The sequence below is a fragment of the Rhodoferax sp. genome (assembly GCF_028715765.1).
GTDB lineage: Bacteria > Pseudomonadota > Gammaproteobacteria > Burkholderiales > Burkholderiaceae_C > Rhodoferax.
The window spans coordinates 57,418-79,767 of record NZ_JAQURE010000009.1 but is presented as its reverse complement, the minus strand read 5'-3'; the positions used below and the strand labels follow the sequence as shown (position 1 = coordinate 79,767).

The following is a 22,350-nucleotide window of genomic DNA, read 5'->3' as shown; positions in this document are numbered from 1 at the left end:
TAGGCGTGCCAAGTTAGTTATCGGGATGCTCGCTCCCAAAGAATTTTCTCGGCATCGACCCCGTCACCTCCACCCTAGAGTTTCTTTCATCATCCGGGGCGTCGGCTTGGATTCATGACAGTTAGTCTGATGTTGCCCAGTCCGCTCTATATCGCAGGTGCCATTTTGTTTGGCATCGTTGGTTACGTGGGTGCGGGCCTGTGCGGATTTGGCTATGTCAGATATGTGAGCTGGACATTTGGGGTTTATCTGGCGCTTGTGCCCGTAGTGGTGTTTTTGGCTTTGCAGTGGCTGCGTCGGGAACTCACGCCAGCACGTCTGGCGCACCCAGACGCAAGCGATGTTGTTTTACCAACGCCGCAGCATTTGCGCATTCCCACGCAAAACCAACGCACTCTTTTTGCGCAATGGCTGCCGCAAACCCCGCTCAAACAGACTTTAGGCACGGTCGTACTCATGCACGGTTGGGGCGGCAATGGCAGCCAATTGATGCCTGCAGCCAGAGAGTTGCACGCACAGGGCTGGCGTGTCTTGCTGCCCGATGCCAGATGTCATGGGCTCAGTGACGCAGACACCTTCAGCTCGCTGCCTCGCTTTGCCGAAGACATCGACGCTGCCTTGAACTGGTTGCTTGCGCATGAAGCCACATCACAACACCGGTTGGTCGTGCTGGGGCACTCCGTGGGCGCAGCTGCCGCCATTTTGTGTGCCTCGCGACGCACTGACGTGTCAGCCGTGGTCAGCGTGTCGGCATTTGCCCACCCTGAACAAGTCATGCAGCGATGGTTGGCGCAGTACCGCATCCCATTTTGGCCGGTAGGCTGGTTGGTGAACCGCTACGTTGAGCATGTCATTGGCCACCGATTCAATGACATCGCGCCGGTTTCGCGCATCGGCTTGATTGGCTGCCCGGTGCTTTTGGTGCATGGCAACCGCGACAAGGTTGTACCGCTGGACTGCGCTCTGCGTTTGCGAGATGCGGGCGCCCATGCAACGCTTTTGGAGGTGGCTGGAAGTCATGACAGCTTTGACACCCCGGAAATCCTTTACCAGCAGGTCAGCCAATGGCTTTGTGACACAAGGGACAATGCAGTTTGAAAGAACTCGCGATTGAATAAAGTCATTCATGGCAAAAAAAGACCACGTTTCTGAAACACCCGCCACCCAGTTGCTCAAAGCCAGCAAGGTGGCGTTCACTGAGCATCCTTACGAATACCTTGAGCACGGCGGTGCCTTGCACAGTGCGGCAGTGCTGGGTTGGAACCCGTTTGCTGTGGTCAAGACACTGATCATGCAAGACCAAGACGCCAAGCCGCTGGTGGTGCTGATGCATGGCAATCGCAAGGTGTCAACCAAAAATCTGGCGCGCCAGATTGGGGTCAAGTCGGTGTCACCTTGCGCGCCGGAGGTGGCTAACCGGCACAGCGGTTACCTGGTGGGTGGCACATCACCCTTTGCCACGCGCCGCACCATGCCGGTCTTCATCGAATCCACCATTTTGGAATTGCCCAAAATTTTGATCAACGGCGGTCGCCGCGGTTATTTGGTGGGCATCGACCCGCAGGTGTGTGTGAACGTGCTCGGTGCGCACCCGGTTCAATGTGCGATGGCAGAGGAACTGAGCTAAGGGCTTCATGACCGCAAGGCGGTGGCATACTTGCAAATGGCCTGCGCCGTCATCCATGCCGGGCGGAATCAATCTACAAATTGTTGCGCCTCACCCCAGAAACCCAAGGAAAATCCCCATGAAAACCCACCACTGGCTCACGGGTCTTTGCACACTGCTTTGTGCTGCTTCTACTGTCTGGGCGCAAAGCCCGGCCAAGCCCGTTCAAAGCCACCAACGCTCGAGTTGATCAACACTTTTTACCGGAGCCATCATGTCACCTTCTCGCCACCTATTTGCTTTATTAGTTATAGCATCTTACGCAGTCTGTACAAGCGCTACAGCCCAAAATATTAATCAAATTTCGGGTTGGCCAAACAAGCCATTGCACATTGTTGTGGGTTTTCCGGGGGGCTCTTCACCCGACCTCACGGCACGTGTGCTGGCCGAACCCCTGGCCAAAGCCTTGGGCCAAGCCGTGGTGGTGGACAACAAAGTGGGTGCGGGTGGCAACATTGCCGCTGACTTTGTTGCCAAAGCCACGGACAACCACACCATTGGCCTGATGATCAATGGCAACATGACCACCGCCAAATTGCTCAACCCCAAGCTGCCCTACGACCCACTCAAAGACTTGCAGCCAGTGAGCCTGGTCGGTGTGTCGCCACTGATCCTGATGGTGCCCAAAGCCGCACCCGGTGCCACACCGCAAGCGTTTTTGGATGCAGCCAAACAGGCCGGTAACCGCTGGAGTTATGGCTCACCCGGTGTGGGCACAGTGGGTCACATTGGCATGGAGCTGTTCAAGAGCAAAACCGGCATTGCCGCCATGCACATTCCTTACCCTGGCTACGCCCAGGTGGCCACCGGCATGATCAGTGGGCAGTTGCAGCTGTCGCTGCTGCCACCGGCGCTGGCACTGGCGCAAGTCAGGGGCGACAAGCTGCGTGCGATTGGGGTCACGTCCAGCGGGCGCAGTACCCTGGCGCCTGAATTTCCCAGTATGGCCGAAGTGGGTGTGCCTGCGTTTAACCTGGAGATATGGAACGCCGTGGCCGCCCCCAAAGCCATGCCCAGCGCCTTGGTGAGCAAGCTGGCCACACTGGTCAACGACATCTTGCGCACGCCCGAGGTTCGGCAAAAGCTGTTTGCCCAGGGCTGGCAAGTGGTGGGCTCATCCCCCGAGGGGTTGGCCAAACGGGTTCAGGTCGACACCGCCTTGTTTGGCGGCGTGATCAAAACGCTGAGCGTGAGCAATCAGTAGCCCACCACAACCATCTTTTTTTTATCAGGAGTTGCAAATGTTGACATTTCAAAAGCGTCAAGTGGTACGCGGTCTGTTCAAGGCCGTGCTGGCAAGTGGTTTGCTGGCTGCGTCGCTGGCACATGCGCAAAGTGGGCCGGTCAAGCTGATGGTGGGGTTCCCCGCAGGTGGTGGCACCGATGCCATTGCGCGCATTTTGGCAGACAAGCTCAAAGACCAGCTGGCCGTGCCCGTGGTGGTAGAAAACAAGGCCGGAGCCGGTGGCCAAATTGCGGCGCAGGCGCTCAAAAATGCCACACCCGACGGCAACACGCTGTTTTTGTCGCACGACCACACCATCACCATCCTGCCGCTGGTGGTGAAAAACCCGGGCTACGACTCTGCGCGTGACTTTGTCCCAGTGGCTGGTTTCGCCACCTTTGTCAACGGGCTGGCGGTATCGGGTGGCACCCCCGCCAAGAGCATGGCCGAGTACGTGGCCTGGGTACAAAAACAAGGGGCTGGCAAAGACACGGTAGGTGTGCCCGCTCCGGCTTCGGTACCTGAGTTTTTAGTCAAGGTCATTGGCCAGAAATACCGGCTGGATTTGCAAGCTGCGCCTTACCGCGGCAGCGCCCCGATGATGGCCGACATGCTTGGCAACCAGATTCACGCTGGCGTGGGGTCGGTGCCTGACTTTATCGAGAATCAAAAAGCCGGCAAGATTCGTGTGGTGGCGGTGCTAGGCAGCCAGCGCCAGGCGGCTTTGCCAGAGGTGCCAACCTTTGCCGAACTGGGTCTGGCGGGTTTTGAAGACGTGCCCTACTACGGCATTTTTGCCCCCAAGGGCACACCGCAAGCCACCTTGGACAAGCTCTCAGGCGCAGTCGCCAAAGTGGTCGCGTTGCCAGATGTGCGTGAACGCCTGACCGCCATGGGTCTGACGGTGGGCTACATGACCGGCGCGCAGCTGGGTAGCCGCGAACACGCCTACGCCCAAACCTGGGCACGCATCATCAAGGACAGCGGTTTCAAGGCTCAATAAGAATCTTGTTGTGATGCTGATCAAGAGTCAAAAAGACTTTTACGCCGGACTGCTGTTCATGGCCATCGGCGCGGCCTTTGCCTGGGGCGCTACCAACTACCGTGTGGGTACCAGTGCCAGCATGGGGCCAGGTTTTTTCCCGCTGATGCTGGGCCTGCTGCTGGTGCTGCTCGGCTTGGTGATCACCCTGCGCGCCATGGCGCGGAGCAGTGCAGGCAGCGACAAGATCGGTGCCTGGGCGTTCAAGCCGCTGTTTTTTGTCATTGCGGCCAATTTGCTGTTTGGAGTCTTGCTGGGTGGCCTGCCCGGCCTGGGCATACCGGCCATGGGGCTGGTGCTGGGCATTTATGGGCTGACGCTGGTGGCCAGCCTGGCCGGTGAAAAGTTCAAACTCCAAGAAGCCTTGGTGTTGGCCAGCGTGCTCGCGCTGGGCAGCTACTTGGCTTTTGTGGTGTTGCTCAAACTGCAGTTTGCGGTCTGGCCAACCTTCATGAACGCATAGGATGGATTTAATTGCCAACCTGGCCATGGGTTTTGGGGTGGCGGCCACCCCCATTAACCTGTTGTATGCCTTTGTCGGCTGCCTGCTGGGCACCTTGATTGGCGTGCTGCCAGGCATTGGCCCGGTGGCCACCATTGCCATGCTGTTGCCCACCACCTACGCGCTGCCACCGGTGTCGGCGCTGATCATGCTGGCGGGCATTTATTACGGCGCGCAATATGGTGGTTCAACCACGGCGATCTTGGTCAATCTGCCGGGTGAGGCCAGTTCGGTCGTGACGGTGATTGACGGCTACCAGATGGCGCGCAAGGGTCGCGCCGGTCCGGCTCTGGCTGCGGCAGGGTTGGGCTCGTTTTTTGCCGGCTGCGTGGGCACTTTGATTTTGGCGGCGTTTGCCACGCCGTTGACCGAAGTCGCCTTCATGTTTGGCCCAGCCGAATACTTTGCGTTGATGGTGTTGGGTTTGATTGGTGCGGTGGTGTTGGCCTCGGGCTCACTGCTCAAAGCGGTGGCGATGATTGTGCTGGGCTTGCTGCTGGGGCTGGTGGGCACCGATGTCAACTCAGGCGTGGTGCGTTTTGCCTTTGACATCCCGGAGCTGACCGACGGCATTGGTTTTATCGTGATTGCCATGGGTGTTTTCGGTTACGGTGAAATCGTTGCCAACCTGTCTGTCAAAGAGGCGCAGCGTCAGGTTTTCACTGGCAAGGTGCATGGCCTGATGCCGACCCGCGAAGACTTCAAGCGCATGGTGCCTGCCGTTTTGCGTGGCACCACAATTGGCTCCATTTTGGGCATCTTGCCTGGTGGTGGGGCTCTGCTGTCGGCTTTTGCCGCCTACAGCATCGAGAAAAAAACCAAACTTCAGCCCGGTGAGGTGCCGTTTGGGCAAGGCAATATTCGCGGCGTGGCAGCGCCTGAGTCGGCCAACAACGCAGGTTCGCAAACCTCGTTTATTCCGCTGTTGACGCTGGGCATTCCACCCAATGCGGTGATGGCGCTCATGGTCGGGGCCATGACCATTCACAACATCCAGCCCGGCCCCCAAGTCATGACCAGCAACCCCGAGTTATTTTGGGGACTGATCGCCTCAATGTGGATTGGCAACGCCATGCTGGTGGTGCTGAATCTGCCCCTGATTGGGGTGTGGATCAAACTGCTCACCGTGCCCTACCGCTGGTTGTTCCCGGCGATTGTTTTGTTTTGCGCGATTGGGGTTTACAGCACCAACAACAACACCTGGGACATCTGGATGGTGGGTCTTTTTGGGGTGATCGGGTATGTGTTCATCAAGCTCGACATGGAGCCCGCACCACTGCTGCTGGGGTTTATTCTGGGCCCGATGATGGAAGAAAACCTGCGCCGTGCGCTGCTGCTGTCGCGCGGCGACTGGAGTGTGCTGGTGACACGGCCGTTGTCGGGGGGGCTGCTGCTGGCGGCGCTGGTGTTATTGGCAGTGGCGTTGCTGCCCGCCATCCACAAAAAACGCGACGAGGCATTTGTCGAGGAATAGCGTTCATGGTGTCGTTCAAAATCGTCTTTTTCGGATAACTTCGGGTCACACCAGCGTGAGCATTCCTCCTTCAAAACGGCAGGATTTTGAGAAAAATTAGGTGACTTGATGGTCAATAGAGGTTAAATCCGCTGTGCGCAATGGGATTCACCGTCAGTAAAAGACTGAAAAATGCTTTGGTGGGGTACTCAAAGGCTCAAACGCTTGTCAGCCCTCGGCAGACTCAACCGCCATCAAGCCTGCAATTGACGCCGAAACACCAGCTTGTTCACGCTGGATGCGGCCGGGGCATAGGCGTAGCCATCCAGGTCAAAGGCTTTGAGCTGCTCTGGCAGGCTGAGCCGCTGGGTGGTGGCAAAACGCGCCATCAGGCCACGGGCGCGCTTGGCATAAAAGCTGATGATCTTGTATTGGCCGCCCTTGAAGTCTTCAAACACGCAGTCCACCACCCGGGCTTTGAGCACCTGCAGATTGACTGACTTGAAATACTCTTGGCTTGCCAGGTTGATGACCACCGGGGTTTTGTCAGCTTGCAAACGCGTGTTCAGGTAGTCAGCAATTTGCGTACCCCAAAACTGGTAGAGGTCTTTGCCACGCGCGTTGGCCAGCCGGGTGCCCATCTCCAGCCGGTAGGGTTGCATGTAGTCAAGCGGGCGCAACACGCCATACAGGCCGCTCAACATGCACACATGGTCTTGTGCCCAGGCCAGGTCGGCAGGGCTGAGAGTGTTGGCATCCAGGCCGTCATACACGTCGCCATTGAAGGCCAACACCGCTTGTTTGGCATTTTGCTGGGTGGGTTTGTCAGACCAGGCTTGGTAACGCGCCACGTTCAGCCCGGCCAGCGCGTCACTGAGGTGCATCAAGCTGGCAATGTCTTGCGGAGATTTCTCACGCAGAAGAGCGATCAGCTCGGCCGACTTCTGGGTGAACAAGGGCTGGGTGTGTGGCACGTCGGCACGAGGGGCGTCGAAGTTGAGCGATTTGGCGGGAGAGAGCAAGAAAAGCATGGGGTTTTTACTTAAAAATAAGAGCTATCTGAGCATTAAATACATGGTCTAGAGCCTGATTTGGCATGTAACTATCAGGGGTACTGGCGCGCCACATGCAACAGGTTCAACAGCGTCACCGTGGTGTCGGTTTGCTGCAAGACAACGACGTAGTTGGCATGCACCACCAGCTCCAGCGTGCCGGGTTGGCGGCCCATGCGGCGTGGGAAATTGGGGTCGGCCAGGTGGTCAACTTGATCTTCAATGTGCAACAGCAGTTTCATGGCTGCATCCGGGTTGTCTTGTTCAATGTAGTCGTGGACGCTTTGTAAGTCCAGCCGGTAAGCGTCTGTTCGATTCAATCGGTAGTAACTTGTCATACCGTTGTAGACACTCGACGTGCCTTGATGCGAGCCAACATGTCGGCACGAACCGTCTTCCATTCATCGGCGGTGTAAACCCGGTTCGTGCCATCTTTGAGGCCATCAATAGAAGCCTGCACCTTGGCTCGGAACCAGCGGTCGTAGTCGGCATCAAGCTGCGCTGCCTCGTGGGCGGCTTTCAGGGCAGTGCTGCGGTCTGGGCGGGCTCTTTTTTCAAGCGCAAGCTCTTCCGGCCGCCATTGCACGGTGTCGATACGGAACTCTTGCCAACCCGTGCCACGCAGCACATGCAGCGCTTTGCGCGGGTCGGCAAAGCGGCGCGGTTGCTGGCGCGAGGTGACCATGATGGCCTCGCCCCGCTGGGTGTGCACTTGCACCACAAACGCGGCGCCGTCGCCACGCAAGGTGATGCCAGTCACACCACCGGCCAGGGTCGCAGCTTTGAGTTGTTCAAGGTTCAAGGTTTGCATGGTGGCGACTTTCCTGAATAAGGACAAATGTGAAAGGTTGAGAGAAGGCTTTGGTGCAAAGTTCCAATTATCTTGCAGTTTAACTTTTATTTGAATTTCAAATAACTGTTGATTGAAAGCATGGGGTGGGCGTCATAAAGTTTGGCTATCAATAGCTTTAGCACAATGCATCACGCAAGCGATAGATCGCCCCTATGATTCATCCATCGGCAAACAATCTTTGTGACACCGACTTTTTTCAACCCACTCACACCAGGAGTTTCATATGTCTTTGATCAACACCCAAGTCCAACCCTTCAAAGCCCAAGCGTTTCACAACGGCAAGTTCATTGAAGTCACTGAGGCCAGCCTCAAGGGCAAATGGTCGGTGGTGATTTTCATGCCCGCCGCCTTCACCTTCAACTGCCCGACCGAAGTGGAAGACGCCGCTGACAACTACGCTGAGTTCCAAAAAATGGGCGCTGAGGTGTACATCGTCACTACCGACACGCATTTCTCGCACAAGGTGTGGCACGAAACCTCACCCGCTGTGGGCAAGGCCAAATTCCCCTTGGTGGGCGACCCCACCCATACGCTGACCCATGCTTTTGATGTGCATATTGAAGCTGATGGTCTGGCTTACCGCGGCACTTTCATCATCAACCCTGATGGCATCATCAAAACGCTGGAAATCCATTCCAACGAAATCGCCCGCGATGTGTCTGAAACCCTGCGCAAGCTCAAAGCCGCTCAATACACCGCCAGCCACCCCGGTGAAGTGTGCCCCGCCAAGTGGAAAGAAGGCGCCAAGACCATTGCCCCGTCCCTGGAACTGGTTGGCAAAATATAAACCGCCGGTACCCAATCGGTGGGTCTGACAAGACCTGCCCGCAGCCGGACTGCGTCAAGGTGCGTGCGTGCCTTGCCGTCCGGCTTTTTTATATACAAAATCAGCCTCTAGCCCTTATTTTAAAAGCGTAAGCAGCTATTTATTTAAAAGCATTTACAGGAGTCCATCATGCTCGATCAAGACCTTCAAACCCAACTCGGCGCTTATTTGCAACGCGTGGTGCAGCCGTTTGAGCTGGTGGCCAGCCTGGATGATTCCGAAACCTCGCGCGACACCCTCAAGCTGTTGCAAACCATCCAAAGCCTGCGCAGCGACATGATCAGCCTGCGCACCGATGGCACTGATGCGCGCAAACCCTCGTTCTGCCTGCAGCGGCCAGGCACCAGCCATAGCCTGCGCTTTGCTGGCCTGCCGCTCGGCCACGAGTTCACTTCTTTGGTGCTGGCGCTGCTGTGGACTGGCGGCCACCCACCCAAGGTCGAAGCGGAGGTGATTGAGAGCATTTGTGCCCTCGACGGCGACTTCAACTTTGAAGTCTTCATGTCTCTGACTTGCCACAACTGCCCGGACGTGGTGCAAGCCTTGAGCCTGATGGCGGTGCTCAACCCCAAGGTCAAAACGGTGGTGATTGAAGGCGGCGCGTTTCAAACTGAAGTGAACCAGCGCGAGATCATGGCGGTGCCCATGGTATTTTTGAATGGCGAGTTGTTTGGCTCTGGTCGCATGCTGCTGGAAGAAATCATTGCCAAGCTTGACACAGGTGCAGCCAAGCGTGAGGCGGCCAAACTCAGCGCCGAAGCTCCGTTTGACGTGCTGATAGTGGGCGGTGGCCCTGCGGGTGCAGCAGCAGCGGTGTATGCCGCTCGCAAGGGCATCCGTACCGGTGTGGTGGCAGAGCGCTTTGGTGGCCAGGTCAATGACACCTTGGGCATTGAAAACTATGTATCGGTGCTGGAAACCGATGGCCCCAAGTTTGCCGCTGCGTTGGAAGCTCATGTGCGCGCCTACGACGTGCCTATCATGAACTTGCAACGCGTGGAAAAGCTGCTCCCCGCCAGCCAAACCGATGGCTTGATTGAGGTGCAGCTAGCTCAAGGCGGCAGCTTGAAGAGCAAAACCGTGATCCTCTCCACCGGCGCGCGCTGGCGCAACGTCAACGTGCCGGGCGAAGCTGAATACAAAACCAAAGGCGTGGCCTACTGCCCGCACTGCGACGGCCCACTGTTCAAGGGCAAACGCGTGGGCGTGATCGGCGGCGGTAACTCGGGCGTGGAAGCAGCCATTGACCTGGCAGGCGTGGTGGCGCACGTGACGCTGATCGAGTTTGACACCCAGTTGCGCGCTGACGCGGTGCTGGTGAACAAATTAAAGAGCTTGCCCAACGTGGCGATTCACCTCAATGCGCAAACCACCGAGATCACCGGTGATGGTCAAAAAATGAACGGCCTGACCTTCAAAGACCGTGCTACGGGCGAACTGCACCACCTGGACATGGCCGGTGTGTTTGTGCAAATTGGCCTGGTGCCCAACACCGAATGGCTCAAAGGCACGCTGGAGCTGAGCAACCGGGGCGAGATTGTGGTGGATGCCAAGGGTGCAACATCATTGCCCGGTGTGTTTGCGGCAGGGGACGCCACCACCGTGCCATTCAAGCAAATCATCATCGCCACCGGTGATGGCGCCAAGGCGGCACTGGGTGCGTTCGACTATTTGATGCGGCTGCCAGCGGCCTGAGTCAGAACCCTCAGGCCGCTGCAAACCAGTTTTGCAGGGGCAAGCCACCCGTTCCCAAAATCAGCGGTCGAGCAGTTGGGTTGAGCTTGCAAAAAGCATCCAACCCTTTCACGTTGCCTTGACTAACGCCGCTTTTGACCTCAAAAGCGAACAACTCGCCGCGCTGACGCAGCACGTAATCCACCTCATTGACACCGTCGCGCCAGTAGTAAATCTGCGGCTGGGTGCTGCTGTGCGCCAAATGCCGCGCCAGCAACTCGGCACCCACTGCACTTTCGGTGATGCGCCCCCAAAGCTCGGGCGTGGCACGCAAACGATTCAGGTCAAAACCCTCCAGCATGGCGTTCACGCCCATCAACGCGGTGTTGAACACCTGCAACTTGGGGCTGGAGCCACGCTGACGCACCACTTGCCCAGAATACTTTTGCAGCCCACACACCATGCCCGCACCTTCAAGCAGTTCCAGGTAATGCGCCAGCGTGGTGGTGTTGCCCGCATCCAACAACTGCCCCAGCATTTTTTGATAGCTCAGCTCTTGCCCGCTGTAGCGACAGGCCAGGTCAAACACCCGGCGTAGCAAGGCTGGCTTTTGCACCGGGCTCATCAGCAACACGTCTTTGCTGATGGTGGTCTCGATCAGTGCGTCGCGCACATACGCAGCCCAGCGCGCTGGCTCACCCACCAGGCTGGCCGCACCGGGGTAGCCGCCGTAGTAGATGAACTCATCCAACGTCAAACCAAACGCCGCGTGCATCTCGGCAAACGTCCAGTGCCCCATGCGCGTGAGCTCAAAACGCCCGGCCATGCTCTCGGTCAACCCACGTGCAATCAGCAACGGCGCAGAGCCCAGCACCACTACCCGCACATCGCGCCCAGCCAACGTGTCTTCGTCCCACAAGCGTTTGACCTCTTCCGTCCAACCAGGCAGCTTTTGCACTTCGTCCAGCACCAGAACACAGCGCCCGGCCTGGGCGGCCAGCGCACGCGCGGTCTCCCACTGTGTGCGCAGCCAAGCGCCTCCAACCAGTCCGGGGTTGTCGGCGCTGACACTGTGCTGAGCCATGGCTGGGCCTGGCTGCTGGTTCAAAGTAGACAAAGCCTGACGCACCAAGGTGGTTTTACCCACCTGACGCGGCCCAGCCAACACCTGTAAAAAGCGCCGAGGCTCTTGCAACCGGGCACAAAAGCTGGGCAATGCGGCACGTTGAATGGTCATGGTTTAAAAATTACTCAATTGATCGACTAATTTTACTCAATTGATTGAGTAATTATTATTTACAGTCAAGACGGGGGCAATCAGAAGCACTCAGAGCCGCGCCAACACCCCGACCAGTGCAGCAGCTGCAGCCACGTAGACGCCAAAAGCCACGGCAATGGCAAGCTTTGAGAACTGGTGATGGCGCAACAGCACCAGCACGGCAATGCAGGACATGAGGTACATGATGGCGGCCATGACATAAGCTTCAGGCGCGGGCACAAAAGTGGGAGTGCCGCCACGGCGTGGCGATGTCTGAAAGCCGGCGTAGGCCACAATCAGCGAGCCACCCAGCAGGCCAAGCACGCCAAGTGCAGCAATTGATATTTGAGCAGGCAGGTTAAGCGGCGGTGGTTGCTTCATGCGGTGCGCATCCGACGGTCTGTGGGGTTCATTGTTCCCAGCGCAGAGCCGCAATGTCATGCGCAAAAATGGGGTAATTCATCCACCAGCCTTTGAGCCCTTTGCGTGATACCGCGGTGACTTGGGCGGCATAAATCCAGGCGTTCACCGCATCTGTGGCCAAGTGGCGCTGAATCTCGACCAGCAGCAACTGGCGCTCACGCCCGTTTTGGCTGGCGCTGTGGCGCGCCACCAGGTCACGAAAGCTGGGGCTGTCGTAGCCAAAGTAGTAATTGGGGTCGGTGTAAATGTAGTAGTCCAAAGACTCCACGTGGTAAATCATCGTCAGGTCAAACTTGCCCTTGAACGGACCGGCCAGCCATTCTTGCCAACTGAGGTATTCGGTTTTGACCTCAATGCCCACGGCAGCCAAGGCATCGACCAGCAAAGCGCGGTCGGTGCGGGCGTAGGGGGTGGGCGGCAAGCTCAGCGTCAGCACCAATGGCAGTTTGACACCCGCTTGCTTGAGCAAGTCGCGGGCTTTTTGGGGGTCGTAGGGGTACATGCCTGTGAGATGGATGTAGCCAGGCTCGGTTGGCGAAAAGTGGCTGCCAATGGCCTTGCCACGGCCGTCCAGCATGCGTTTGATGAAGCCTTCGCGGTCAATGGCGTGGCTGATGGCGCGGCGCACACGCACATCGTCAAGCGGTTTGCGCTTGTTGTTGATGGCCAAAAGCCCTTTGCCGTTGGATGAGCCTGCAATGAGCTGGAAATTTTTGTCAGACTGAAACTGCACCAAGTTTTGCATGGCGACGTTGAAAAGCATGTCCACCTCGCCAGCGAGCACCGCTGCAGACTGTGTATCGGGCTCATTGATGAAGCGAAACGTGACCTGTGGAATCTGCACCGCAGCGGCGTTCCTGAAGCCGGCGAACTTGGTCAGCGTGATGCCCCAGCCTTTTTTCCAGCTCACAAAACGGTACGGCCCGGTACCCACCGGCTGGGTTGCCGCCAGCGCGACAGAGTTGGGGTGCAGAATCACGGCGGTGTTTTCGCCCAGCCGAAACAACAGGTTGGCATCCGGGTGCTGCAGTTCAAGCACCACGGTCAGTGCATCAGGCGTGCTGATGCTGGCCATGTTGTCAAACAACACTTTTTTTGACTTGTTGCCAGAGCCTGCTGCCCGGGCGCGCTCAAACGTGAATTTGACCGCGCTGGCATCCAGCGGGGCACCATCATGAAACAGCACGCCCGGGCGCAGGGCAAAGGTGTAGCGTTTACCGTCCGGGCTGACCGCCCAGGATTGCGCCAACAGTGGCACCGTGGCGCCACTTTCTTCAATTTTGACCAACCCTTCCAGCACGTTGTAGTGCACCACCTCACCAATCGAGGCCGAGGCGGCTGTGGTGGGGTCCAGGCTGTCAGGCTCTAAAGACAAACTCAGCGTCACAGGACGCTGCACGCTTTGTGCCCAGGCTGCTGGCACACCACTTGCAAGCCCTGATAGCAGGCAAACTGACAACAAGGCAGAAGTCAACCATTGGCGAGGATTGAATGACATTGATTTTTCTCTCAAACAACAAACCACAAAGAGCCATTACAAAATCAAAACTGACGCAAAATTGAGCCGTCTTAGCGCACCGCCGCAGACCACGCCTACAGCACACGTGGCTGTGCAATGATGCTGGGTCGGTTAGGCGTCTCTCATCACTCATGGTAAATCATCACCTCAACATGTACATCTGGCCTCAGTGGAAGCAAAGCTTATGCCAGTTTTGACCCAACCCGCCTTTTTTAAAACCCCGTCACGCTTGCCCAAATCAGTGACCTGGGGACTGCTTGTCACTGCGATTGTGTTCCTGACGGGGCTGCTGGCTTATGGTCTGAACACCATTTACAACGACCGCATGGCGCGCAGCAAACACCAAGCCGAGCGTGAGTTGATGGCCATTGGCCATTTGCAAGCCGAAGGGGTGACCAGTTGGCGCGAGCAGCGCATGGCCGATGCACTGGCGCTGTTGGACGACACCTTGCTGGCCCAGGCCGCCAGCACATGGTTCAAATCAGCCACACCCGCGCACGCCTTGCCGGTGCAACAACGCTTGCGCATTTTGCAAGAGCGCGCCAAGTATGTCGCGGTGTTTTTGGTCGATGATCAAGGGCAACTGCGACTCAATGCCGATGGCGTCATCACACAGCGGCTGCCTGCTCCTGAGCAGCAAGCACTGCAAAGCGCCTTCACCCAGGCCACCGCCGTTGCGGTTGAGCCGCGTGTGGATGCCATGTTTGCGTTCCCGTTTTTCGGTGTGATAGCCCCTTTGTTTGACGGCGCGCAGGCCACGGGCGCTGTCTGGCTGGTCAGTGATGTGCGCAGCACGCTCTACCCCATGCTAGACCGCTGGCCCACCCCCAGCAGCACAGCAGAGTCAAGCATCGTGGCTCGGCAGGGTGATGCGCTGATTTACCTTAGCCCACTGCGCCAGGCGGCCAATCAGAACCTCAATGTGCGCAGCCTGTTGACGCGCACCAGCGACCCTGCCGTGCAAGCCGTTTTGGGCACACGCGGTATTTTTTACGCTCAGGATTACCGCGCCCAAGAGGTCATTGCCCTCGCCAGCGCAGTGCCTGACTCGCCGTGGCTGGTGGTCTCAAAAATCGACGTAGCTGAAGTGATGGCCAACACGCAGCAGCGCGAGCTGCTGGCTTTGGGCTTGCCGGTGACATTAGGTTTGCTGCTACTGGGCATATTACTGACACTTTGGCAACGCAAGGCCTGGCTGCGTGAGCGCGCCCTCAAGGCCGACTTGCAACGCAACATGCGCTGGCTTGAAAATGCCCAAAAAGCTGCCTCAATCGGCTACTTTTCGCAAGACGTGGCAACGCAGCGCTTCACCACCTTTCACATGGCAGACGCCATTTTCAACACCACGCAACCCGGTCTGATGTCGGTCACAGATTGGCAAGCCTTGATTCACCCTGATGACCGCGAGCGCACCATTGCGCTGCACACGCAAGCCATCAAAAATCGCCAGCCACTGCGCACCCAGTACCGCATCTTGCATGACCCTGTCCACGACCACTACAGCGACCACTCGTTGCGCTGGGTTGAAACCTGGTGCGAAGTTGAACTCAACAAGGCCAGCGGCCATGTCACCCACCTCCTAGGCACAGTGCAAGACATCACCGAACGCAAACAAACCGAAGAAGAGCTCAACCGCTACCGTGCCGACCTGGAACAAAAAATTCGCCTCGACCCCATGACCAAAATTGCCAACCGGCGCGCGCTTGATGAGCAATTGAGCGCTGAATGGCAGCGCGCCATGCGCCAATCGTCAAGCTTGGCCTTTTTGATGATTGATGTGGACTTTTTCAAGCTTTACAACGACCACTACGGCCATACCGCAGGTGACGAGTGCTTGATCAAGGTGGCACAAGCCATTGCCGCATCGGTCAACCGAACCGGTGAATTGGCGGCACGTTACGGTGGTGAAGAGTTTGCCGTGGTGTTGCCTGACGCTGACTTGGCACGCGCCCAAGACACAGCAGAGCGCATTTGCCAAGCGGTACGTTCACTGAATATGGCGCACGCCAAATCAACGGCGGCGACAATTGTCACAGTCAGCATTGGTGTGGTCAGTGTGCAGCCCGTGTTCACGCCAACAAGCCCGCGCACCCTGGATGCATCATCAGGCGACACCACCACCAGCGCCATGCCAACAGGGGTGCAACGCATGGTCAACCAAGCAGATGAGGCGCTTTACCGTGCCAAGCAAACCGGACGCAACCGCGCTGTAGCCTACCGCAGTGGCCAGTGATTCCCGGGCGCAGGTGCATCTGTCACACAAACAGATTCGTCGAATAAAATTCAAAGGCTACAAGCACTGTCTGCTTGTCGTCTTGTGTTGGCTCGCATCAACCCCCCGCTGAGCGTTTTGATGCCGCCTCTCGAAGCGTCACCGCACCCCAACCCACACTATCATGACCGATACCACCCGCTTGCAACCTGGCTTAGACAGCCTGTCGAAATCTTTTGAGCCCGCCGCTCTGGAAGCCCACTGGGGGCCGAAATGGGAAAAGCGCGGTTACGGCGTGGCCGGGTTTCGCGGCACGGGCGCACCCAGTGCAGACGCAGCCGCACGCGGCGACAACTTTTGCATTCAGCTGCCACCGCCCAACGTGACCGGCACGCTGCACATGGGTCACGCGTTCAACCAGACCATCATGGACAGCCTGACGCGTTACCACCGCATGGCGGGCTTTAACACCGCCTGGATTCCGGGCACTGACCACGCCGGCATTGCCACCCAAATCGTGGTGGAGCGCCAGCTGCAAGCCCAAGGCATCAGCCGCCACGACATGGGACCAACACCCGCAGAAGCCCGCAAAAACTTTGTCAGCAAGGTGTGGGAGTGGAAAGAAAAGAGCGGCAACACCATCACCACCCAAATGCGCCGCATGGGCGACACGGTGGACTGGAGCCGCGAATACTTCACCATGGACCCGAAACTGTCCAAAACCGTGACCGAGACCTTTGTGCGCCTGTACGAGCAAGGCCTGATCTACCGTGGCAAACGTCTGGTCAACTGGGACCCAGTGCTGATGAGCGCCGTGTCTGACCTGGAAGTGGAATCTGAAGAAGAAGACGGTAGCCTGTGGCACATCCTGTACCCGTTTGCCGACGGCCCGCAACTGGTGGGCGGCGAACTGGCCCCCGGCCTGGTCGTGGCCACCACACGCCCCGAGACCCTGCTGGGCGACGTGGCCGCAATGATTCACCCGGAAGACGAGCGCTACAAGCACCTGATTGGCAAACACGTCACCCTGCCCTTGTCGGGCGACACACCTGCAGCATGGCGCACCATTCCGATCATTGCCGACGACTACGTCGACAAAGCCTTCGGCACCGGCGTGGTGAAAGTCACGCCCGCACATGACCAAAACGACTATGCAGTCGGCCAACGCCACCAACTGCCAATGATCTGCGTGCTGACACTTGATGCCAAAATTGAGAGCAAAGCACCCGGCGCCTATGTGGGCTTAGACCGTTTTGAAGCCCGCAAAAAAATCGTCAAAGACCTGCAAGCGCTGGCGCTGATGGTCGAAATCAAAAAACACAAGCTGATGGTGCCGCGCTGCGCCCGCACCGGCCAGGTGATTGAGCCGATGCTGACCGACCAGTGGTTTGTGGCGATGTCCAAAGTGTCTGAACAAGACCCCACGGGAAAAAGCATCACGCAAAAAGCCATCGACGCGGTGCAGTCTGGCCAAGTCAAGTTTGTGCCTGAGAACTGGGTCAACACCTACAACCAGTGGATGAACAACATCCAGGACTGGTGCATCAGCCGCCAACTCTGGTGGGGCCATCAGATTCCGGCATGGTACGCCGAAGATGGTACGGTATTTGTAGCAAGAAACGAACAAGAGGCAAGGGCTAAAGCACTAAAAGCAGGTTACTCTGGCGCACTCAAACGCGACGAAGATGTACTTGACACCTGGTACTCCAGCGCGCTAGTGCCCTTCAGCACCATGGGCTGGCCCGAAACCAGTACGCCTACCCCCAGCGCGGAACCAACGCTCAAGCAGATTCACAAGCCGGCAACAAGCTCAACGACATCGACCTCTACTTGCCCAGCAGCGTCCTGGTCACCGGCTACGACATCATCTTCTTCTGGGTTGCCCGGATGATCATGATGACGACCCATTTCACCGGCCAGGTGCCGTTCAAACACGTCTACATTCACGGCCTGGTGCGCGACGCGCAGGGTCACAAAATGAGCAAGAGTGAGGGCAATGTGCTCGACCCGGTGGACTTGATTGACGGCATTGCCCTGCCCGAACTGCTGGTCAAACGCTGTGAGGGTCTGCGCAAGCCCGAAACCGCACCGCAGGTGCGCAAAAACACCGAAAAAGAATTCCCCACTGGCATCCCCGCCTTTGGCGCAGATGCCCTGCGCTTCACCTTTGCGTCACTCGCCTCGCTGGGCCGCTCCATCAACTTTGACAGCAAACGCTGCGAAGGCTACCGCAACTTCTGCAACAAACTCTGGAACGCCAGCCGCTTTGTGCTGATGAACTGCGAGGGGCAAGACTGTGGACTCAAAGAGCACACTGCGGCCGAATGTGAAGTCGGCGCCAGCTACCTTGATTTCAGCCAGGCCGACCGCTGGATCGTCTCGCTACTTCAGCAAACCGAGGCCACCGTGGCGCAAGGCTTTGCCGACTACCGTCTGGACAACGTGGCGCAAACCATTTACGACTTTGTCTGGAACGAGTTCTGCGACTGGTATCTGGAAATTGCCAAAGTCCAAATCCAGCAAGGCTCAGACGCACAAAAGCGTGCCACGCGCCGCACCCTGATCCGCACGCTGGAAACCATTTTGCGGCTGGCACACCCCATCATTCCGTTTGTGACCGAAGAGCTGTGGCAAAAGGTCGCGCCGGTGGCTGGGCGCGGTGGTGATTCAATCGCTGTGGCCGCTTACCCGCTGGCGCAGCCTGAGCGCATTGACGCAGCGGCCATCGCGCACGTCGCCAAGCTCAAGACGCTGGTGGATGCGTGCCGCAATTTGCGCGGCGAAATGCAGGTCTCTCCCGCGCAACGCCTGCCGCTGTTTGCCTTGGCTGAAAGCGCTGCTGAGGCTGCGTTTTTGCGCCAGAGCGCAGCGGTGCTGCAAGCGCTGGCCAAGCTCAGCGAAGTCAAGGTATTTGAGTCTGGGACCGACTGGGCCGCCGCTGCGCAAGCCGCCCCGGTGGCGGTGGTGGGTGAAGCGCGCGTGTGCCTGTTCATGGAAATCGATGTGGTCGCGGAAAAAGTGCGCCTGAACAAAGAACTCACGCGGCTAGAGGGCGAAATCACCAAAGCCAACAGCAAGCTGGGCAACGAATCATTTGTGGCGCGCGCGCCAGCTAACGTGATTGAGCAAGAGCGCAAACGTCTGGCTGATTTTGAAGCCACCGTGACCAAGGTCAAAGACCAGTTGGCACGGCTGGGCTGAGCACGCGAGGGTCAGCGGCGGCGCAACACGTGAATGAAAGATTCACCCACCGTTTGTTGGTCTAGCAACTCATTGCCAGTTTGTTTGGCAAAGGCTTGAAAGTCGCGCAACGAGCCTTTGTCAGTGGCCACCACCTTGAGGGTTTGGCCGCTGACAAGCTCTGCCAACGCTTTTTTGGCCTTCAAAATGGGCAGGGGGCAGTTCAAGCCGCTGGCATCAATTTCTTTGTCGGTTTGCATGGTGTATGGGGTTTTAATAAGACTGAATCAAGCCGGAAAAACGCCGGTGGACAAATAGCGGTCACCTCGGTCGCAAACAATGAAAACAATGGTGGCATTTTTTTCGCGCAAGGCAATTTGCTGTGCCGCCCAGCAGGCACCCGCGGCAGAAATGCCTGCAAAAATGCCCTCTTCTCGCGCGAGTTTGCGGCACATGTCTTCGGCATCTTCCTGGCTCACATAAACCAATTCATCCACATGGGTGGGATCGTAAATTTTGGGCAAATAGGCCTCAGGCCACTTGCGAATGCCAGGAATGCGCGAGCCCTCAGTGGGCTGTACGCCAATGATTTTGACGGCCGGGTTTTTCTTTTTGAGGTACTGCGACACGCCGGTGATGGTGCCGGTGGTGCCCATGGCACTGACAAAATGGGTCACCTTGCCCTTGGTGTCTGCCCAAATCTCGGGCCCGGTGGTTTCCACGTGAATGCGCGGGTTGTCGGCGTTGGAAAACTGGTCTAGCACAAAGCCCTTGCCCTCGCGCGACATTTGGTCGGCCAAGTCGCGCGAGTATTCCATGCCGCCGCTTTTGGGGGTCAAGATCAGCTCAGCACCAAATGCCTTCATGGTTTGAGCCCGTTCAATCGACAGGTCTTCAGGCATGATCAAAATCATACGGTAGCCCTTGATGGCCGCAGCCATGGCCAGCGCAATGCCAGTGTTGCCTGAAGTGGCCTCGATCAGGGTGTCGCCAGGTTGGATGTCGCCGCGCTCTTGCGCGCGTTGAATCATCGACATGGCGGCTCGGTCTTTGACCGACCCTGCAGGGTTGTTGCCCTCCAGTTTGCCCAAAATCACGTTGTTTTTGGTTTGATTGGCGGCCGCGCCGATGCGCTGAAGCTGCACCAACGGGGTTTTTCCGATCAAATTTTCAATGGTTGAATAGTTCATACCCCACACTGTGCCATAATTCAGGGCTTCAAGCGTTGCCCGGGTGGTGAAATTGGTAGACGCAGGGGACTCAAAATCCCCCGCCGCAAGGCGTGCCGGTTCGATTCCGGCCCCGGGCACCATTCGACGCTTTCAGACAGTGTCAAAACACCTCAAAACCCGCTTTCCCTATAGGCCAGCGGGTTTTTTGTTGCCTCATCGGTTGTCAGTTTGCACCCATGCAGCTCAAACTTTTGTAGTTACCTTTACAGTTGCCACCAACCTTGAAGAGCAAGATCGTTTCATGAGGCATTACATCTTTTCTAGATTCCGCTTAGGCGTGTTTTCAAGCATGGTGAGCTTACTGGCAATTGCAGCACTTTTGGTCTATTTTTCTTTTGCCAAAACCGAGTTCTTTTTCGAGACGGCCAAAGAGCCCTTTCATTTCAGCCCCTACCTTGATTTGAATTTGGCTATTGAGGTGACACCTCCGCTGACAGATACATTTTTTGCTTCCAACACAAAATCCACGGTGCGCTTGCCCAAAGGCGAAACATTCAAGGGGTTTCAAAATTTGACCTTGGCTTTTGCCAGTGGTGAATGCGGTCAGGAACGCTGGGGAGGGCTGAGCGCTCAAAAGCTGGCTACGGCGAATCTTCTAGCCTTGCAGCAAGCCAATGTGGGCTACATGATCTCCACGGGTGGGGCTGACGACATGTTCACTTGCAGCTCTGAAACCGGCATGGAGACGTTCATCAAGCGCTATCAATCCAGCCATTTGCTCGGGTTTGACTTCAACATCGAAGCCCAACAAACCGAAGCCATGATCCAAGACCTGGTGCACCAGGTAAGTTTGGCGGCAAAACGTTACCCAGCATTGCGCTACAGCTTCACGCTGGCTGCCATTGGCACCGGAGAAGAAAACAGCTTGAACCCAACAGGCAAGAAGGTCATGCACGCGTTGGCCAAAGCGGAAATGGAAAACTTTCACATCAATCTGATGGTCATGAACTACGGCCATGCCGACCGTGGCAACTGCGTGGTGCGCAACGGACAATGCGACATGGTGGCCTCGGCCATTCGCGCGGTCAACAACCTCAGCCGCACTTACCATTTGCCGCTGCATCGGATTGAAGTCACACCCATGCTGGGCATCAACGACGAGACCAGCAATGTCTTCACGCTGGAAGATGCCCATAGGCTGGCCACATTTGCCAAAACCTACGGTTTAGGCGGGTTGCATTTTTGGTCATTGAACCGGGATGTCGGCTGCAAAGAGACCAGCACGCAGGTGTCGCCCACCTGTCACGGGCTCGCGGGTCTTGACAAGTTGGCTTTCACCCAAGCCTTTGCCTGGCTTGCTGCACCCACACCGGCAGTGCAACCCTGAGTCAGCCTGGCAAACCCTGCTGCACGGTGGGGTAACGCAGCGTCAAGCGCAACTCTTTTTTCAGGCGGGTGTTGTCCATGCGGCGAGACTCGCCCATGAAACTCAGCATCATGGCCGGCAATTGGCTTTGGGCGGCTTCGCGCGAAACACGTGGCGGATGTGGCAGGCCATACACATCAGCGGCCCAATCAAAGTAGTCCCCCATCTTCATGCACGTGTCGTCATTCGCGTTAAAGACCCGGCCTGAGCGCCCACGCCACAGCGCCGCCACGCAAGCGCGCGCCAGATCGTCGGCATGAATGTGGTTGGTGAACACATCGTCTTGTGGCTGCAGCACCGGCGTGCCTTTAAGCAGCCGAGCGTGCGGAGTGCCGCCTTCGCGGTCGGGCGCGTAAATGCCTGGAATGCGCAAAATACTGGTGCGCACGCCGCTGGCACGGCCAAAGTGGCGCACGCTTTTTTCAGCATAAATTCGCCTTCTAGCCCTTGCTGTGAGTGCATGAGTAGCTCTTGTTTCTGTAGTTACCTCACCTTGACAATCACCATACACGCCACTGGTAGAGCCATACACCAAGGCCTGTGCCGGGGTGCGCCTGCGCAGCACATGCAGCAACGCCTGGGTTCGCGGATCGGCCTCGCCTGCATTGGGTGGTGGTGCCAGGTGAATCACCTGGTTGGCCAAACCGCTCAGGCGCCTGAGGCTGCCAGGCTGATCAAGGTTACCCAGCAGCGGGGTCACCCCCAACGCCCGCAACTCACCCAAGCGTGCTGGGCTGGAGGTGAGCGCCAGCAGACGCATGCGTGGGCGCAACAGTTTGGCCACCCTGACGCCGACATCGCCACAGCCCACCAGCAGCACCCGCTGGCGTCTGAAGCGGGCGGGCATGGCAGTGGGGCGCGCGGCAT

At 57.5% G+C, this 22,350-nt stretch carries 19 protein-coding genes, 1 tRNA gene and 1 pseudogene; 12 read left to right on the top strand and 9 right to left on the bottom strand.

From position 1 onward, the window contains the following. Positions 1-114 precede the first annotated feature (114 nt). From PHT20_RS05450 to PHT20_RS05425, 6 genes are all read left to right on the top strand, one after another. Positions 115-1,098, top strand: coding sequence for an alpha/beta fold hydrolase (locus PHT20_RS05450; protein ID WP_301019749.1), 984 nt, complete (start codon positions 115-117; stop codon positions 1,096-1,098). Between the two features lie 28 nt (positions 1,099-1,126). Then, complete coding sequence (locus tag PHT20_RS05445) at positions 1,127-1,627, top strand: aminoacyl-tRNA deacylase (RefSeq protein ID WP_301019748.1); 501 nt, start codon at positions 1,127-1,129, stop codon at positions 1,625-1,627. 253 nt (positions 1,628-1,880) lie between these two features. After that, positions 1,881-2,870: a tripartite tricarboxylate transporter substrate-binding protein gene (locus tag PHT20_RS05440; RefSeq protein ID WP_301019747.1), complete on the top strand. Its 990-nt coding sequence runs from the start codon at positions 1,881-1,883 to the stop codon at positions 2,868-2,870. 37 nt (positions 2,871-2,907) lie between these two features. After that, positions 2,908-3,894 carry a Bug family tripartite tricarboxylate transporter substrate binding protein gene (locus PHT20_RS05435; RefSeq protein ID WP_301019746.1) on the top strand — a complete coding sequence of 329 codons (987 nt, stop codon included), beginning with the start codon at positions 2,908-2,910 and terminating at the stop codon, positions 3,892-3,894. 13 nt (positions 3,895-3,907) lie between these two features. Beyond that, positions 3,908-4,396: a tripartite tricarboxylate transporter TctB family protein gene (locus PHT20_RS05430; RefSeq protein ID WP_300084222.1), complete on the top strand. Its 489-nt coding sequence runs from the start codon at positions 3,908-3,910 to the stop codon at positions 4,394-4,396. A gap of 1 nt (position 4,397) precedes the next feature. Continuing rightward, entirely contained in the window at positions 4,398-5,909 is a 1,512-nt protein-coding gene (locus PHT20_RS05425) for a tripartite tricarboxylate transporter permease (RefSeq protein ID WP_301019745.1), read from the top strand. 233 nt (positions 5,910-6,142) lie between these two features. Here the strand turns inward: PHT20_RS05425 and yaaA are convergent, their stop codons facing one another. The 3 genes from yaaA to PHT20_RS05410 all read right to left on the bottom strand — a co-directional run bounded on the left by yaaA (position 6,143) and on the right by PHT20_RS05410 (position 7,751). Continuing rightward, positions 6,143-6,919, bottom strand: a complete 777-nt coding sequence (gene yaaA / locus PHT20_RS05420) for a peroxide stress protein YaaA (RefSeq protein ID WP_301019744.1) — start codon at positions 6,917-6,919, stop codon at positions 6,143-6,145. A 74-nt stretch (positions 6,920-6,993) separates the two neighbouring features. After that, entirely contained in the window at positions 6,994-7,260 is a 267-nt protein-coding gene (locus tag PHT20_RS05415; RefSeq protein WP_301019743.1) for a type II toxin-antitoxin system RelE/ParE family toxin, read from the bottom strand. 14 nt (positions 7,261-7,274) lie between these two features. Then, positions 7,275-7,751 (bottom strand): hypothetical protein, encoded by a 477-nt coding sequence (locus PHT20_RS05410; RefSeq protein ID WP_301019742.1) that lies wholly within the window; start codon positions 7,749-7,751, stop codon positions 7,275-7,277. Between the two features lie 265 nt (positions 7,752-8,016). Here PHT20_RS05410 and ahpC point away from each other — a divergent pair, with 265 nt between their 5' ends. Together ahpC and ahpF are read left to right on the top strand one after the other, a co-directional pair. Then, positions 8,017-8,580, top strand: coding sequence for an alkyl hydroperoxide reductase subunit C (gene ahpC, locus PHT20_RS05405; protein ID WP_300085331.1), 564 nt, complete (start codon positions 8,017-8,019; stop codon positions 8,578-8,580). 168 nt (positions 8,581-8,748) lie between these two features. Further along, the gene (ahpF, locus tag PHT20_RS05400) at positions 8,749-10,314 is read left to right on the top strand and encodes an alkyl hydroperoxide reductase subunit F (RefSeq protein ID WP_301019741.1); all 1,566 of its coding nucleotides are present in this window, start codon (positions 8,749-8,751) and stop codon (positions 10,312-10,314) included. 10 nt (positions 10,315-10,324) lie between these two features. Here ahpF and PHT20_RS05395 read toward each other — a convergent pair whose 3' ends face one another. The 3 genes from PHT20_RS05395 to PHT20_RS05385 all read right to left on the bottom strand — a co-directional run bounded on the left by PHT20_RS05395 (position 10,325) and on the right by PHT20_RS05385 (position 13,472). Further along, positions 10,325-11,530, bottom strand: a complete 1,206-nt coding sequence (locus PHT20_RS05395) for an ATP-binding protein (protein WP_301019740.1) — start codon at positions 11,528-11,530, stop codon at positions 10,325-10,327. Positions 11,531-11,620: 90 nt separating this feature from the next. Next, complete coding sequence (locus PHT20_RS05390) at positions 11,621-11,932, bottom strand: hypothetical protein (protein ID WP_301019739.1); 312 nt, start codon at positions 11,930-11,932, stop codon at positions 11,621-11,623. A 28-nt stretch (positions 11,933-11,960) separates the two neighbouring features. Beyond that, on the bottom strand, positions 11,961-13,472 hold the full coding sequence (locus PHT20_RS05385; protein WP_301019738.1) for an ABC transporter substrate-binding protein: 1,512 nt from the start codon (positions 13,470-13,472) through the stop codon (positions 11,961-11,963). Between the two features lie 205 nt (positions 13,473-13,677). Here PHT20_RS05385 and PHT20_RS05380 point away from each other — a divergent pair, with 205 nt between their 5' ends. After that, positions 13,678-15,726, top strand: a complete 2,049-nt coding sequence (locus PHT20_RS05380; RefSeq protein WP_301019737.1) for a sensor domain-containing diguanylate cyclase — start codon at positions 13,678-13,680, stop codon at positions 15,724-15,726. A gap of 163 nt (positions 15,727-15,889) precedes the next feature. Then, positions 15,890-18,906 (top strand): annotated as a pseudogene (locus PHT20_RS05375) (valine--tRNA ligase). An 11-nt stretch (positions 18,907-18,917) separates the two neighbouring features. Here PHT20_RS05375 and PHT20_RS05370 read toward each other — a convergent pair. Further along, a complete protein-coding gene (locus tag PHT20_RS05370; RefSeq protein ID WP_300088347.1) occupies positions 18,918-19,145 on the bottom strand; it encodes a sulfurtransferase TusA family protein in 228 nt (75 codons plus the stop codon). A gap of 27 nt (positions 19,146-19,172) precedes the next feature. After that, positions 19,173-20,075: a cysteine synthase CysM gene (gene cysM / locus PHT20_RS05365; RefSeq protein ID WP_301019736.1), complete on the bottom strand. Its 903-nt coding sequence runs from the start codon at positions 20,073-20,075 to the stop codon at positions 19,173-19,175. A 37-nt stretch (positions 20,076-20,112) separates the two neighbouring features. Here cysM and PHT20_RS05360 point away from each other — a divergent pair. Both PHT20_RS05360 and PHT20_RS05355 read left to right on the top strand, forming a co-directional pair. Beyond that, positions 20,113-20,197, top strand: a tRNA-Leu gene (locus PHT20_RS05360). A gap of 209 nt (positions 20,198-20,406) precedes the next feature. Beyond that, complete coding sequence (locus PHT20_RS05355) at positions 20,407-21,444, top strand: glycosyl hydrolase (RefSeq protein WP_300088467.1); 1,038 nt, start codon at positions 20,407-20,409, stop codon at positions 21,442-21,444. Between the two features lies 1 nt (position 21,445). Here the strand turns inward: PHT20_RS05355 and PHT20_RS05350 are convergent, their stop codons facing one another. Continuing rightward, positions 21,446-22,330: an SDR family oxidoreductase gene (locus PHT20_RS05350; RefSeq protein WP_300088471.1), complete on the bottom strand. Its 885-nt coding sequence runs from the start codon at positions 22,328-22,330 to the stop codon at positions 21,446-21,448. Positions 22,331-22,350: the final 20 nt, after the last annotated feature.

What these genes read in the sequence shown, in the direction of transcription:
- PHT20_RS05450 (WP_301019749.1), top strand. Translation starts at nt 115, where the DNA reads ATGACAGTTAGTCTGATGTTGCCCAGTCCGCTCTATATCGCAGGTGCC.
- PHT20_RS05445 (WP_301019748.1), top strand. Translation starts at nt 1,127, where the DNA reads ATGGCAAAAAAAGACCACGTTTCTGAAACACCCGCCACCCAGTTGCTC.
- PHT20_RS05440 (WP_301019747.1), top strand. Translation starts at nt 1,881, where the DNA reads ATGTCACCTTCTCGCCACCTATTTGCTTTATTAGTTATAGCATCTTAC.
- PHT20_RS05435 (WP_301019746.1), top strand. Translation starts at nt 2,908, where the DNA reads ATGTTGACATTTCAAAAGCGTCAAGTGGTACGCGGTCTGTTCAAGGCC.
- PHT20_RS05430 (WP_300084222.1), top strand. Translation starts at nt 3,908, where the DNA reads ATGCTGATCAAGAGTCAAAAAGACTTTTACGCCGGACTGCTGTTCATG.
- PHT20_RS05425 (WP_301019745.1), top strand. Translation starts at nt 4,398, where the DNA reads ATGGATTTAATTGCCAACCTGGCCATGGGTTTTGGGGTGGCGGCCACC.
- yaaA (WP_301019744.1), bottom strand. Translation starts at nt 6,919, where the DNA reads ATGCTTTTCTTGCTCTCTCCCGCCAAATCGCTCAACTTCGACGCCCCT.
- PHT20_RS05410 (WP_301019742.1), bottom strand. Translation starts at nt 7,751, where the DNA reads ATGCAAACCTTGAACCTTGAACAACTCAAAGCTGCGACCCTGGCCGGT.
- ahpC (WP_300085331.1), top strand. Translation starts at nt 8,017, where the DNA reads ATGTCTTTGATCAACACCCAAGTCCAACCCTTCAAAGCCCAAGCGTTT.
- ahpF (WP_301019741.1), top strand. Translation starts at nt 8,749, where the DNA reads ATGCTCGATCAAGACCTTCAAACCCAACTCGGCGCTTATTTGCAACGC.
- PHT20_RS05395 (WP_301019740.1), bottom strand. Translation starts at nt 11,530, where the DNA reads ATGACCATTCAACGTGCCGCATTGCCCAGCTTTTGTGCCCGGTTGCAA.
- PHT20_RS05390 (WP_301019739.1), bottom strand. Translation starts at nt 11,932, where the DNA reads ATGAAGCAACCACCGCCGCTTAACCTGCCTGCTCAAATATCAATTGCT.
- PHT20_RS05385 (WP_301019738.1), bottom strand. Translation starts at nt 13,472, where the DNA reads ATGTCATTCAATCCTCGCCAATGGTTGACTTCTGCCTTGTTGTCAGTT.
- PHT20_RS05380 (WP_301019737.1), top strand. Translation starts at nt 13,678, where the DNA reads ATGCCAGTTTTGACCCAACCCGCCTTTTTTAAAACCCCGTCACGCTTG.
- PHT20_RS05370 (WP_300088347.1), bottom strand. Translation starts at nt 19,145, where the DNA reads ATGCAAACCGACAAAGAAATTGATGCCAGCGGCTTGAACTGCCCCCTG.
- cysM (WP_301019736.1), bottom strand. Translation starts at nt 20,075, where the DNA reads ATGAACTATTCAACCATTGAAAATTTGATCGGAAAAACCCCGTTGGTG.
- PHT20_RS05355 (WP_300088467.1), top strand. Translation starts at nt 20,407, where the DNA reads ATGGTGAGCTTACTGGCAATTGCAGCACTTTTGGTCTATTTTTCTTTT.
- PHT20_RS05350 (WP_300088471.1), bottom strand. Translation starts at nt 22,330, where the DNA reads ATGCCCGCCCGCTTCAGACGCCAGCGGGTGCTGCTGGTGGGCTGTGGC.